Annotated in this window: 11 protein-coding genes; 4 read left to right on the forward strand and 7 right to left on the reverse strand. The window is 50.3% G+C overall.

What is annotated here, in order from left to right; genetic code table 11:
* Positions 1-23 precede the first annotated feature (23 nt).
* The 5 genes from BUA85_RS11335 to BUA85_RS11355 form a co-directional block, all read right to left on the reverse strand.
* Positions 24-1,850: a polysaccharide biosynthesis protein gene (locus BUA85_RS11335; RefSeq protein WP_242649064.1), complete on the reverse strand. Its 1,827-nt coding sequence runs from the start codon at positions 1,848-1,850 to the stop codon at positions 24-26.
* A gap of 326 nt (positions 1,851-2,176) precedes the next feature.
* Positions 2,177-3,136: a glycosyltransferase gene (locus tag BUA85_RS11340; RefSeq protein ID WP_072901183.1), complete on the reverse strand. Its 960-nt coding sequence runs from the start codon at positions 3,134-3,136 to the stop codon at positions 2,177-2,179.
* A complete protein-coding gene (glf, locus tag BUA85_RS11345) occupies positions 3,133-4,281 on the reverse strand; it encodes a UDP-galactopyranose mutase (RefSeq protein WP_072901185.1) in 1,149 nt (382 codons plus the stop codon). The genes BUA85_RS11340 and glf overlap by 4 nt, the downstream gene beginning before the upstream one ends.
* Positions 4,281-5,525, reverse strand: a complete 1,245-nt coding sequence (locus tag BUA85_RS11350) for a glycosyltransferase family 2 protein (protein ID WP_131802799.1) — start codon at positions 5,523-5,525, stop codon at positions 4,281-4,283. The genes glf and BUA85_RS11350 overlap by 1 nt, the downstream gene beginning before the upstream one ends.
* An 11-nt stretch (positions 5,526-5,536) precedes the next feature.
* Complete coding sequence (locus BUA85_RS11355) at positions 5,537-6,511, reverse strand: glycosyltransferase family 2 protein (RefSeq protein WP_072901189.1); 975 nt, start codon at positions 6,509-6,511, stop codon at positions 5,537-5,539.
* A gap of 319 nt (positions 6,512-6,830) precedes the next feature.
* On the opposite strand from BUA85_RS11355, the gene BUA85_RS11360 reads away from it, so the two are divergent.
* Genes BUA85_RS11360 through BUA85_RS11370 form a run of 3 tightly spaced genes read left to right on the forward strand, consistent with a single transcriptional unit; the run spans position 6,831 to position 9,486 of the window.
* Entirely contained in the window at positions 6,831-7,607 is a 777-nt protein-coding gene (locus BUA85_RS11360; RefSeq protein WP_242649052.1) for an ABC transporter permease, read from the forward strand.
* A gap of 17 nt (positions 7,608-7,624) precedes the next feature.
* On the forward strand, positions 7,625-8,809 hold the full coding sequence (locus tag BUA85_RS11365; protein WP_072901191.1) for a KpsE/RkpR family capsule polysaccharide export protein: 1,185 nt from the start codon (positions 7,625-7,627) through the stop codon (positions 8,807-8,809).
* A gap of 8 nt (positions 8,810-8,817) precedes the next feature.
* Positions 8,818-9,486 carry an ABC transporter ATP-binding protein gene (locus BUA85_RS11370; protein WP_072901193.1) on the forward strand — a complete coding sequence of 223 codons (669 nt, stop codon included), beginning with the start codon at positions 8,818-8,820 and terminating at the stop codon, positions 9,484-9,486.
* 137 nt (positions 9,487-9,623) lie between these two features.
* On the opposite strand, the gene BUA85_RS11375 is transcribed toward BUA85_RS11370, so the two are convergent.
* On the reverse strand, positions 9,624-10,355 hold the full coding sequence (locus BUA85_RS11375; protein WP_072901195.1) for a sulfotransferase family protein: 732 nt from the start codon (positions 10,353-10,355) through the stop codon (positions 9,624-9,626).
* A gap of 604 nt (positions 10,356-10,959) precedes the next feature.
* Here BUA85_RS11375 and BUA85_RS11380 point away from each other — a divergent pair.
* Positions 10,960-11,529 (forward strand): hypothetical protein, encoded by a 570-nt coding sequence (locus tag BUA85_RS11380; protein WP_165611610.1) that lies wholly within the window; start codon positions 10,960-10,962, stop codon positions 11,527-11,529.
* 101 nt (positions 11,530-11,630) lie between these two features.
* Here the strand turns inward: BUA85_RS11380 and gcvP are convergent, their stop codons facing one another.
* Complete coding sequence (gene gcvP, locus BUA85_RS11385; protein WP_072901199.1) at positions 11,631-14,474, reverse strand: aminomethyl-transferring glycine dehydrogenase; 2,844 nt, start codon at positions 14,472-14,474, stop codon at positions 11,631-11,633.
* Positions 14,475-14,476 lie beyond the last annotated feature (2 nt).

Here is a 14,476-nt window from a genome sequence, read left to right on the forward strand (position 1 = left end):
CTCAAGGGTGTCAAAGCAGTGGCTTAGTGAGGTGCGCTTCCAGTTGTCGCAGGTTTGGCTTCAAACCCTTCGACATATTGTTCCAAAATCCCCCGAATGGCATTGGCCGAAGCTGTCTCGCTGGCCTTCTGGAGATCTTTGAGGATTCTCGCCATCTCAAGTTGGGACACCGATGCCTCCTCTGCGCGCAGGATTTTTTCGTGTGGCGTGGGAAGCGCATTGTCCCCGATCAGAAGCTCTTCGTGCATTTTTTCACCGGGTCGCAACCCGACGATTTCAATCTCGATTTGTCCATTCGGATTGTTGTCGTCCTTGATCGTAAGGCCTGACAGCTCGATCATCCTTTTCGCCAGCTCTTTGATTGATACGGCTTTACCCATATCGAGCACGAAAACATCTCCACCAGTCGCGTAAGCGCCCGCCAAAAGGACAAGCCGCGCCGCTTCTGGAATGGTCATAAAATAGCGCGAGATATTGTCATGGGTCAGCGTGATCGGGCCGCCTTCGGCAATCTGTTTCTGGAACAGCGGGATAACCGAACCGGATGACCCCAATACATTACCAAACCGCACCATAGCAAATTTGGATTCTGGCGTTCTTGTTTGAAGATCCTGCACGACCAGCTCCGCCAATCGCTTCGTCGCGCCCATCACATTCGTTGGCCGCACCGCTTTATCTGTAGACACCAGAATGAAACGCTCAACCTCGGCAGCGGCCGCGGCTTCCGCAACGGTTTGAGTACCGACGACATTGTTGAATGTCCCGACAACCTCATTCGTTTCGATCAAGGGGACATGTTTGTAAGCTGCCGCGTGCAACACAATATCGACATTGGATTCGGCAAGAACCTCATCAACCGTCATCCGATCACAGACCGAACCCAATCTCGCAATCAGCTCGACGCCCAATTGCTTCGCGGTCGCTGCAAGTTCTCTTTCGATGGAATAGAGTGCAAATTCGCTATGTTCGAACAGAACCAACCGGTGTGGGTTACATCTTATGATCTGATTGCAAAGTTCTGATCCGATCGACCCACCTGCCCCAGTGACCAAAATGCTGCGCCCAGCATAGGTTCGAGCGATTTCAGGCGTATCCAAATCAACTTTGTCTCGGGCCAAAAGCATGTCAGCATCGACCGGTTGCAGTTTATCGACAATCCCGCTTTCGCCGATCAGTTCGCTGTAAGATGGAAGCGCGTAAACTTCACAATCCAGTTTGGAGAGCTCTTTGATCTTCTGACGCCTGACCCCTTCAGTGGCCGACGGCATCGCCAACAAAACACGCTGCACGCGTTTATTGCGCACCATGACGGCGAGCTTTTCCGCTGAATAAACCGGGAGGCCCGCAATCGTCATGCTTTGAAGCGTTACGTTGTCATCGACGAACAGCACCGGGCGCATCTCAAAATCTTGGCGCAACGCGGCCATAAGCTGAACGCCCGCAGAACCAGCGCCGTAAATTGCCACAGGGACGCGTTCGCTATCTCGACCCGAGATGTACATGAGCAAAGAACGCGCGAGAATACGGACCAGTATGTGAAGCGTCAAAAAGACCGTTCCGAAGATCAATGGCATAGACCGAGGACCATCCAGGCGAAGGAGGTAACTGACAACGATCGCCACGACAGTCAGGCACATCGCCGCCACCACGCCACGCCCGATATCTTGAACTTCAAAGGCAATGAGCTTGATACGATTGAGCTTGGTGAGGCTAAAAATGGGGAGAGATGCGAGCAAGACCAAAACAAACAATGGGATTGAATCTTGCAGTTGCTGTGTTTCAACCTGCACGCCAAATCGCAGTGAAAACGCCCAATACATGCTGATCGGCACCAAAGCACAATCAATCATCAACAGTATGGCTCGCTTTACGCCTCGAGGTAATGAAGCCAAGTATTGAAACATATTTTGAACCCAAACAGTCGCTGCATAGGTAGCCATCAATCCTCAATCAAAGCGCGAGTTACAAATTTTTCCGTGCTCCGTAGATCTTTGGCCAGATCGCCTAGAAATTTAAAGGTAGGTTAGTTTCGACGAAACGCTTTGTCCATTCAGATCAATAAAAGAGGCCTACTTGTTGCCATTTCATGTCGAGCCTCGCAGCTCGCAAGCACAACCCTGAACTGAAGATCCTGAGAGCTGAGCATTTTTGATAACTCTCTGCACGAAAACGAGAACTATTTTGGATTCCCCAAAAGAACTATCTCGTCGTGATCTCTCGATGTGTTCTTCCGCACCGCATCAGAGATCGCCAAGCGTCTAATTTTCCTATAGACATATCTTTGGTCATGCGGCAGCGAACGGCTCCACATTGACCATCTGACTGACATCAATGCCAAGACCGGCCAAAATAAGATAGGTCCTGCCGCTAATCTGTAGACAAAACTAAGGTTTCTGAACCGGTAGTAGTTTTTCCATAGCGGCATGAAGACGCCAGCTGACGCGATCGTCCCACAATCGTGTTCAAATCCTATCTCGGGTGCAAACCCAACGGATCTACCCTTCTTGTTTAGACCAAGAGTATAGAGCGTATCGTCTCCGTAGATGAACAAACGGCCATCTGGATACCCATCCTCGGCAACCGCTTTTGCTCGGATGAACAAACCAACAAAAGACACCCCATCAACAGGCAAAGTACCTTTGGATTGGTAATCCTCATCGGGCGAATGAAAGCCGCGGCGACCTTTAAACATGGTACCGAAAAACGCAGAAAACGAACCAAAGGGGTTGTAGACGGGCCGGTTCATTTCGCAGATCTCTCCACTCGGATAAGTAACTGCCGCCCCGATCAGATCTAGGTTGGTTTTCTGCATCGCTCGAAAAAACGCGATAGCGCCAGGCTTTGGCCGCGCATCTTCATCCATCAAAAGAAGCCAATCAGGCGAAAGGTCGCGCATTGCCATGCGCATCCCAAACTCAAAACCACCTGCCCCGCCGCGGTTTTCTTCCATCAGCGCGAGTGTAAGCTCCGTCTGTGTTTCAAGCCATTCTATCGAGCCATCTGTAGAGGCATTATCGACCACGAGGATGTGGTCGACGCCTTGATCCTTAAGCTCAGAGACCGTCTTTTTGAGTTGCTCCAGCCGATTGAAACTAACAACGACCGCAACCAGCTTTTCCTGCAAGTCAGTGCTCAAAGCGGGTCGTGTACAAAAGTTGGGATTGGTCTGCCTTCTGAGTGTGCCGTCAGGTAGGTTTCAGCTACATCCAATGCTTCTTTGATACAAACATCCATATCCAAATACCGATAGGTGCCTAATCGCCCGATGAAAGTGACATTTTCGGTCGCTCGTGCAAGATCGACATACTCCGACAGCATCGCTTTTTCATCGACCAACCGAATAGGATAGTACGGAATGTCATCAGGACCACACTCCCGAGAATACTCTCGCGTGCACAGAGTTTTCTCGTGTTCCTCCCAAGGCGCAAAGTGCTTGTGTTCGGTGATGCGAGTATAAGGAACATCTCTTAACCCGTAGTTCATCACAGGGGTGCCCTGCCAATCACCTTCTTCGCGGAAGTGATGAAAATCCAAGGTGCGATACCCTAAACGACCAAGTTTATGGTCGAAGTAACCGTCCAACGGTCCGGACCAAAAAACATGCGCGTCATCGGTATCTTTCGGATCAAATACCGTGTTCAGCTGCACATCAATGCGAGGATGATCCAAAATAGACTCAACGATTGGCGTATAACCGTGTTCAGGTATCCCTTGGAATGGGTGGTTGAAATAGCTGTCATCGTAGTTGAAACGCAGAGGTAGGCGCTTCAAAATAGAAGCAGGGAGTTCCGTCGGGCTGCAGCCCCATTGCTTCTCAGTATAACCCTTAAAGAAAGCCTCGTACAAATCGGGGCCAACCATAGACAAAGCTTGGTCTTCAAAACTTTGCGGATCAATTATTGTTCCATCGGCCTGCTCAGCCACGAAAGCACGTGCTTCATCCGGCCGAAAGGCTTTGTTGAAGAATTGGTTGATTGTAAGGAGGTTGATTGGCAACGAAAAGACTTTCTCACCGACCGTCGTTTGGACCCGATGGCTGTACGGCATGAAACTGCCCCATCGCGTCACGTAGTTCCAAATATCCTCGTTTGCTGTGTGGAAGATATGTGGTCCATAGACATGAAGTAGAACACCCGTTTCAGCGTCCCGTTCGGTATAGCAATTCCCTGCAACATGCGACCGCGCCTCAATAACTCGCACATCATGACCAGCTTCAGCAAATTCCCGCGCTATGACAGCACCGGAAAACCCCGCGCCTACGATCACCGGCGATTTAGACATCAATCTTTTTCCTGCTTTTCTACTAAGGTGTCCAGTTTCTCTTCAATTTGCTTGATCTGCGCTTGTAAGACCGCGAGAGAAAACATGACATCGTCCAACTTAAATTCCGATGCATTACGACGGCCGGTCAGATTTCCCATCCCGGAAACGCGACGCCCTACATATTGAGACGCCAATCCCGCCGTGTGCCTAACTCCGGAATAGCGCAAGTGATACAGGCCATCCATAAACGGGTTGTTGGATCTGGTTCGCCCATCAAGGAACTGATTGAACTTAGCTAAGTTATTTTTTGCCAAACTGTCGGAGAGTTTCTTGGCTCTCAGCCCCTTCTTGCCGGCTACGAGCGCAGCTTCAATATCTGCAGCGTCGTACTGGCTATAGATATCTCTCAGGCAATCAAAGAGTGTTTCGCGAAGCTCTTTCGGTGTCCGTTCTGAAATCCACTCCATTTGAGACATCACCCAAGCAAATAGGTTGGCGCGATAGACTTCCTCGATCTCTCTTTCGGTAAGCCAGTCGCGAATAGTGTTGTGGTGAAGGAAGATCTTAAAGAGGCGCTCGTCAGCGGTTGACATAGTCTGTCCGGCTCTGGTCACTCGGTGAAAGCAGAGGACCTCTGGCACAACTGCGATCGACTCTGCAGAAATGATGCTAAACCAGTGGAAAGGATTGTCTTCGTAAAAGTAATCTCCTATCGGAAAACGGATCTTCTCCCTTTCGATCATGCTGCGTTTGTAGATCTTCCGCCAGGGCACCGCGATAAACCGTAAAAAATCTCGCTTGGCTTCGACATCAAGCTCATAAGACCTTTCATCAAGGTCGTTCCAACGGTTGACCTCGGCAGGATCGGCAAGCTCGCCAGTGCTTTCGTCCAACAATTTGTATTTGCACATCGCAAGGTCATGATCGCCTGCTTCAGCTGCATTCAGCAGCTTTTCAAACATATCAAGTTCGCAATAGTCATCGCCGTCAGCAAAACCAATGTATGGCGCAGTCGCCGCATCTAGGCCGAGATTGGCTGGCGTCGCTACACCGCCGATTGAATTCTCCGTCATCAAAATAGGTTTGATACGAGGATCTCTGTCGGCATAAGCCCTGATAATATCAGGGGTTCCATCCGTTGAACCATCATCTACAACGATAACTTCCAAATCTCGCAAGGTCTGGTTGACGACGCTGTCGAGGCACTGAGCAATATAGTTCTCGATATTGTAGCTTGTCACAATGATGGAAAGAGCAGGCATCAGCGAAACCTTCAATAAAGCAAAGAAGATAGAATACTATCTGCCAAAGAAGGCGATCTTCGCCGCCTGATACGCGAATAATCTCTCAGATCAATGCGATTTAGGTGTTTTTTGTATCTTTCATTGAAAGCTGGCTTCACCTGAGGCTCAAGTCGCCCGTATGCCCACCGGGATGTCCTATGTACGAAAGACCAATAGTGATGCGCATACCTGCTCCGCAGTTCAGGTCTCGCGTCCAAAACATCGTAGGTTTCGTCAAGCGCATCAAACAGCGTCAATCGTACCTGTGAAGCCTGATTTGTCAGATTTGAACCTGAAGCCTCAACAATATGAGTACAAACTTCTGAGTCGATCAGCAAAATATCGTCGGCGAACAGCAAACTATACCAATGACCGAGAATATCATTATTAACCGGAGTTGATCCGTAGCGAAGGCCAACCTCCCGGAAGGTCTTGGTTCGAATGACCTTGTTCCAAGGATAGTTAGAGAACCCAAGCAGTGAGGCGGCGTCATCCAGTTTGACAGTTTTTCGCTTCGCCCGACCCATTATGTCAGACCATACTTTGCTATCGTTTAAGTTCATCGCGTCATGCGACGACGAAAGGCTCCGGCGATAGAAGTAAGGCATCATCGCAACGTCAGCGCCGCCCTCGTCCAAACCATTAATGGCGTCACAAATCACATCTGTATGGACAATATCATCCGCATCAAAAAAGATCGTGTAGCGTCCGACGGCTTTTTCAAACCCTACATTTCGCGCTTTTCCCGCTCCTTGATTTGTGCCTTGAACAATACTCTCCACGTTCTCATGATCATCGGAAAACTGATTGGCTAAATCAACACTTCCGTCTGATGAACCATCATCGACAAGTATAACCTGAATTGAGAAATGTGAGATCGAAAGAAAGTCTTCTGTTAGAGTGCGAAGTGTATCTGCGGCATTGTAGACAGGTATAACAACCGACAGATCGTAACTTTCAGACATTCGTTGCTTTCCAAATGTAAAAGGCGGAAATCGATTCCTAAAAACGTACTGTTACGGTCAATAGTGCAACCGCCCCTTTCAACCTCAAGGGGATGAGTAGATCAATCCGGATACGAAAGCAAACGACCATTTGATTGGTTCAATTTTTTAAGGAATGTTCCTATCACTACGACTCCTTACCAAAGTGTTTTAGTTTGGGGACATTTTTGAACTCAGATAGGGTTCGTTAGAAGACTTCTCGTTGACAATTAAAGGACTTTCCACTGAATGTTGGCCACTATACCCGATAAGCTGAAACCACTCTGAGAGAGGGCGCAAATTGACTAAGACTGCCGAACTCGCAGCTCCACGTAGCGTGATGGCTTTGGTGCTACGCGAAATGTCCTCCACCTATGGCAATTCACCTGGCGGTTATGTTTGGGCGGTTCTTCAACCAATAGGAATGATTGTCGTCTTATCGTTTGGTTTTTCACTTCTTTTTCGCACTCCCTCACTTGGCACCAGCTTCATTCTTTTCTACGCGACCGGTTATTTGCCCTACGACATGTATACTCAACTGTCGCAAAAGGTTGGCACCTCAATAAAATACTCTCGCTCGATGCTTACTTACCCAAGAGTGGTTTGGTTGGATGCGATCCTCGCTAGGTTTGTGCTCAACTTTCTTACACTGCTGACTGTTTTTTCTATCGTGATAACGGGCGTTCTATTGATCGTGAACACGCCAACAATAATATCGTTAACACCAATTCTTTTGGGGATCTCAATCGCGGCCTTAGTCGGGCTCGGCGTGGGCGTTATGAATTGCCTGTTGGTGGGGCTTTTCCCTGTTTGGGGCATCATCTGGAAAATCGCTACTCGACCAATGTTCATCGCTTCCGGCGTGCTCTTTATCTATGAGGATATGGGTGGCCTTGTTCAAACCATCCTATGGTGGAACCCAATCCTCCACGTAACTGGATTGGTCCGATCAGGATTCTATGCGAGCTACGAAGCAAGTTATGTCTCGCTTACGTATTGTTTTGGCCTAGCATTGACTTTAATCTGCTTTGGACTGCTGTTCTTGCAGGCCAATCACAAGCAGATCGTCAACAATTGAGATGACCTAGGATCAATATGGCAAAGACGCCTGCACAACCTAAACCTGCGGAAAACACTGCGCCAAAACAGTCGAAGCCAATTGCCGGACCGTCCCGAAAGAAAGGCAGGCATTGGGGCTTATTGCTCTATTTTGTCATTTTGGTTGTTTTGCCAATTGCTGCCGCTGTTTGGTACCTCAACACTAAAGCTGTGGACCAATATGCATCTACAGTGGCGTTTACTGTTCGGTCAGAAGATGTCAGCAGCGCGACAGATCTACTTGGAGGATTAGGTTCGACGTTCAGCGGGAGCACATCTACTGATACTGATATCCTTTACGAATTTATCCGCAGCCAACCACTTGTCGCGGCCGTCGATGAGCGTGTTGATCTAAAGTCGATCTACTCTCCGCCCCACGAAACAGACCCTATTTTCGGACTAAATCCGGATAGTACCATCGAAGAAATGACCGACTATTGGCAACGCATGGTTAGGGTGTCCTACGATGCAAGCTCCGGTCTTATGGAACTTAGGGTCCTCGCGTTCAATCCCGAAGATGCAACAACGCTTGCCCAAGTCATCTTCGAAGAGAGTTCCGCGATGATTAACGATCTCTCCGCAATAGCCCGCGAAGATGCAACGCGTTACGCACGCGAAGATCTTGATCTCGCTCTCGAGCGACTAAAAGGAGCCCGCGAAGCCTTGACATCTTTTCGGATCGCGAACGAAATTGTCGATCCTTCAGCTGATATTCAAGGGCAAGTCGGTCTCGTGAACACCTTGCAAGCGCAACTGGCCGAGGCGCTCATTGAATTAGACCTTCTGACCTCTTCCACTCGGGCAGGCGATCCAAGGTTGGTACAAACGGAAAAGCGTGTTGAAGTCATCGAAGAGCGCATCCGGCAAGAACGTCGCAAATTCGGTGTTGGCAGTGCAGTCGACGACAGCGGATACGCGACAACGATTGCTGAGTTCGAACGTTTGGCGGTTGACCGAGAATTTGCAGAACAAGCTTATGGGTTGGCACTTGCGGCCTTCGACAGCGCCAGAGCGGAAGCAAACCGACAAAGCCGGTATCTTGCGGCTTACATCGAGCCAACAATGGCAGAGAAATCCGAATTCCCCCAACGCCTATTGATGATCTTTATAGTAGCTCTCTTCAGTTTCCTGATTTGGTCAATCGGCTCGCTGGCATATTATGCTCTTCGGGACAGGCGCTAGAATCTCCGATGATCCGTCTCGAAAACGTCTCAAAGAGTTTTGCGACCCCGCGCGGCCCCAAAGTCGTGGCAGACAACATCAATGCTACATTTCCTTCGGGCGTCTCCGTCGCATTGTTGGGCCGCAATGGCGCGGGCAAATCGACATTGATGGGCATGATCGGAGGATCACTAAAACCAGACAGTGGGAATATCGATATACGAGGGTCCATTTCCTGGCCGGTTGGGTTCGCAGGTAGTTTTCACCGCGACCTGACGGGTGCGCAGAATACAAGATTTGTTGCCCGCGTTTATGGCGTCGATACGGATGAACTCCTAGAATTCACCGAAGAATTCGCCGAACTGGGCGCGCATTTCCATTTACCAGTGCGACACTACTCATCCGGAATGAAATCTCGACTTGCTTTTGGGATTTCTATCGGAATTCCTTTCGATACCTATCTGGTAGACGAAGTGACCAGCGTGGGCGACGCAATTTTCAAACGGAAAAGTAGGATCATTTTCAAGGATCGTCTAAAGCAATCCGGTGCTGTTGTAGTTACCCATCAAATGGGTCAAGTCAGGAAGCTTTGCGATACCGGCGCCGTTCTAGAAAATGGGCAACTATTCTATTATGAAGACCTCGAAGAAGCTATTGCGCATCATCACGAATTGATGGGTTCTGATGAAGAAGATTGATTTCTTTTTACGTCTTGTCGGAGCATTTCGCTAAACCACCAACATATCAAACCACATTTGGTCAAACCGCTCTTCAGCAAGAAATTCAGATTCTTGGAAAAGTTTGATCTGTCGTCCAACACAGGTTACCAGAAAACCTAGCTGTCGAAACGCCAAGCGCCTAGGTCCCTATCAATCATAACTTCAAGATCGTCGATGTCGGACTGAAAATACTCGTATAATTTTTGACGAAGTTCAGGCGACATTTTTGGCATCTGATCCCATCCGGCGCGTTTGATCTTTTTGGATTTATCATTGCGCCGAAACTCTAGTTTCTCGGGCCTGATGTCATTTTCTATTTCGAGGTAAGACATAATGCTATCAACGAAGATTACTTTGTCTTCGAGCAAATCATCGTAAAGGAAAACGCCAATATCGGGCATCTTCTTCTGCCAATGGGTTAGGTTTTTTGCGTACTGACCAAGACGAATTAGGCCGAAGTCCTCGGAGAAATTGTCGATGATTGGTTCGTAGGGAAAGCGACCGCGCATCATATGGTGGATGTATGCAGACTCGTATCGTGCGACCGGGTCTCGCAAAACCACAATAATTTTCGCGTCTGGGATGGTCTTCGAAACACGTTCAGCGATATCAACCTTGCCCTTAATGGCGCGAAAATAATGCGGCGTACTTTCAAAATAGTACTTTACTCCACGTTTGTCGGGGAAATTAGACCGATAGGTGTCGATGTCGCCAAGCTGTCCTTTATTGAAATAATTGAGCTCCTTCCGCTTCGAACCAAACACTTGTTTTGATTGCGATAGTGCGACGTGCAACCAAGTGGTCCCACTCTTTTGAGCGCCAGCAATGAGGAGATTGGGTAAATGCATTTTAAAGATCCACTATTTTGCCGAGAAACAGCAAGTCATTTCCGATAAAGAGACACTACGCCGCGGCTATATTCATATCGCAATAGGGTCAAGTTCATCGATCGATTATTCGGATTTGTACCCGCAAGGAACATTTATCCCATGAACCATTTCTCGCCTCAATTTTTGCGTCTGAGCGCTTTAGAACATTGAAACCAATTGAGTACTGGTCCATTGCTAAAACACTTGCTACCTAGCAATCGCGAGCAATTTAGGGCGCGGCACGGCTGTCATTCTGCCCAAGACCAAAAGAGGAGCCAAAATGCCATTTGAGTTTTCAAGCGCTCAACAGGTATTATGGCTGGGAGCCCATAAAACAGGCACCACCTATTTGCAGGGTATGCTCGATGCAACGGCCGGGCGGTTGGAGGACGCACAAATTGTATTTGAGCCGCTAAATTCCTTTAGGGATAGCTACACCAGACCTCTCTTGCACAGAGGGTTCGTTTCAAGACCAGCGCCGGCTAGCGAGTTTCGCCGTGGTGCTGCCCAGACCATACTTTTTGACGAAAACATACCTGGCTTGGTGCAAAACGCTGTATCACCAAAAATCGGGTTGTATCCGATGATGGAAATTCGTGTGCGCAAGGTGATCAACTATCTCGATTACCATCCCGACCTTATCGTTTTTGGAATTAGAAACCTCGTCGGTTATCTCCCTTCGCTTTATTGTGAAATGCTTAAATCTACGCCGTTCCAGACATTCGAGCATTTTATGAAACGGGTCCCGCCGCAGCTACAGTGGTATTGGTTGGCAAAGCGAATGGCGTCGATGTTCCCAGACGTGCCCCTGGTTCTTTATCGCGCCGAAGACCTGCGTGGAAATGAGCGGGCGCTACTGTCGGCTTTGACGGGTCTCCCCGCTTCGGTGTTCGAAGAAAACGCTCAAAAGGAACGAAGCGGCTTTTCCAAGAAGACAATCCGGCGCCTAAAGAAACTGTCAGAAACCCAAGAGGTTACCAGGTCAGATGTATTTCGAATGAATCGCCGTTTCCCCAAATCGGCCGAAAATCCGGGGTTTGACCCGTTCGGAGACATACGTCGCGAGCGGTTTAACAAACTCTACGAGAAAGACCTTGTCGAAATCGCAGCGGATCCGAACATGACCTTGCTGGACTTTGCGAACCTCAGCTAGCAAAACGGCACCTTTTGCGTTTCCGAGTTCCTCGACATCCACAGCAAGCTTGTTCGGACCAAGCTTGCTGCGCCAGTTCCTAAATTTCAGATATTCGAACCCTACTCAGCCGCCTCCAGATACTCTTCCATCGGTGGGCAAGTACAGACCAAATTCCGGTCGCCGTAGACGTTGTCGACCCGATTGACCGGAGGCCAGTACTTATCCACGCGGAAGGCACCGGCTGGGAAACAGCCTTGTTCGCGGGTGTAAGGGCGATCCCAATCGCCAACAAGATCCTCGACCGTATGCGGTGCGTTCTTGAGCGCGTTGTTCTCGCCGTCGATCTTACCGTCCTCGATCTCAGCGATCTCAGCACGGATCGAGAGCATCGCGTCACAGAAACGATCCAGCTCCGCTTTGCTTTCAGACTCAGTTGGTTCAACCATCAAAGTCCCAGCTACTGGCCAGCTCATCGTTGGCGCGTGGAACCCGCTGTCGATCAGACGCTTAGCGATATCATCCACCGTCACATGCGCACTATCCGCGAACGGGCGCGTGTCCAAAATGCACTCATGCGCAATGCGACCCTTTGGACCCGTGAACATAATGTCATAGGCGCCTTCCAAACGCTTTGCGATGTAGTTCGCGTTAAGGATCGCGACACGGGTCGCTTGAGTGAGACCTTCGCCGCCCATCATCAGGCAATAGGCCCAGCTGATTGGCAGCAAAGACGGTGAGCCAAAGGCCGCAGCAGAGACCGCCCCTTCCCCACCATTCGGATCGCCCGGCAGATGCGCAACCAGATGCTCTTTGACGCCAATGGGTCCCATGCCGGGGCCACCGCCACCATGAGGGATGCAAAAGGTTTTGTGTAAGTTCAGGTGGCTGACGTCGCCGCCCAAATCACCGGGGCGGGACAGGCCCACCATCGCGTTCATGTTCGCGCCATCGATATAGACCTGACCGCCATGATCATGGGTGATCTTGGTCACCTCGGTCACGGTTTCCTCAAATACGCCGTGGGTCGACGGATAGGTGATCATACAGCCTGCGAGGTTCTCTGAGTGCAGTTCTGTCTTCGCGCGGAAATCTTCCAGATCAATATCGCCATTCTCTGCCGATTTGATTGGAACAACCTTCCAACCCACCATCTGAGCAGAGGCTGGGTTCGTGCCATGCGCCGACATCGGGATCAGACAGACATTCCGATGCCCTTGCCCGTTGGCGCGATGGTAGGAGGCAATCGTCAACAGTCCCGCATATTCCCCCTGCGCGCCAGAGTTCGGCTGCATCGAAATCGCGTCATAGCCAGTGATGTCACAAAGCTTCGATGACAGATCATCGATCATCTCTTTATAACCCAACGCCTGATCTTCTGGCGCATACGGGTGCAGCAAAGAAAACTCGCGCCAGCTCACCGGCATCATCTCGGCAGCAGAGTTCAGCTTCATCGTACAAGACCCAAGCGGGATCATGGCACGGTCGAGCGCCAAATCACGATCAGCAAGACGACGCATATAGCGCATCATCTCTGTCTCTGACCGGTTCATGTGGAAAATCTCATGCGTCAGATATTCAGACTTGCGGATCAGTTTCTCGGGCATGGAGTAATGCGGCGTGTAATCCTTGTCTTCCCGCTCGATGCCAAAGGCCCGCCAGACGGCTTCCAAAGTCGCAGGGCGCGTGCGTTCATCCAAGGTGATCCCGATCTTGGTCTCACCGACGGCCCGCAGGTTGATCCCCTCATCCACAGCGGATTTCATCACCGCCTTTTGCAGCGGTCCAACTTCTACAGTGATCGTGTCAAAGAACGCCTTAGGGCGCACTTCAAAACCAGCTTGTGAGAGCCCTTCAGCCAAACGCGCCGTCTTCCGGTGAATACGCTGCGCAATCGCCTGCAGCCCTTTCGGCCCGTGGAACACCGCATAGAAACCAGCCATCACAGCCAACAGAGCTTGAGCAGTACAGACATTCGATGTCGCCTTTTCACGACGGATGTGCTGTTCGCGTGTTTGCAAAGACAACCGATAGGCGCGGTTGCCATGCGCATCAATGGACACACCAACAATCCGACCCGGCATATTGCGGCCATAGTTCGATTTCGTCGCCATATATGCCGCGTGCGGGCCACCGTATCCGATCGGCACACCAAAGCGTTGCGTGCTGCCCACGGCAATATCGGCACCCATCGCGCCCGGCTCTTTCAACAGCGTGAGAGAGAGCGGATCAGCGGAAATGATGCCGATCCCTTTATGTTCATGCAGTTTCGAAATCTCATCGGTGAAATCACGCAGTTGCCCGTAAGTGCCCGGGTATTGGAAAATCGCACCAAAGACGGCACTTGCGTCCAGATCATCAGGCGATCCAACGATCACCTCAATGCCCAAAGGCGCCGCACGGGTTTTCATGACCGAGATGTTCTGCGGATGGCAGTTTTCATCGACGAAGAAAGCTTTGACCTTCGACTTAGACACCCGCTGCGCCATGGTCATCGCCTCGGCGCAGGCCGTAGCCTCGTCCAACAAAGATGCGTTGGCAATTTCCAAGCCCGTCAAGTCACACACCATGGTTTGGAAGTTCAACAAAGCTTCCAGACGGCCCTGCGAAATCTCTGGCTGATAGGGCGTATAGGCCGTGTACCAGGCAGGGTTTTCCAAGATGTTCCGCTGGATCGCCGGTGGCGTCACTGTCCCATGGTACCCCTGCCCGATCAGCGAGGTCAGCACCTTGTTCTTCGATGCTGTCACCCGCATGTGGTGCAGCAATTCCCGCTCTGACTTGGCCTTTCCAAAATCAAGCGGCTCCTTCTGCCGAATAGCAGGCGGGAGCGTGTCATCGATCAAAGCGTCCAAGCTTTCCGCGCCCACGACCTTCAACATCTCTTCCATCTCTTCCGGGGATGGGCCGATGTGGCGGCGGTTGGCGAAATCGTAGGGCAGATATTCTGTTGGCTTGAATGTCATGA

Source organism: Cognatiyoonia sediminum (assembly GCF_900129845.1).
GTDB classification, from domain to species: Bacteria; Pseudomonadota; Alphaproteobacteria; order Rhodobacterales; family Rhodobacteraceae; genus Cognatiyoonia; species Cognatiyoonia sediminum.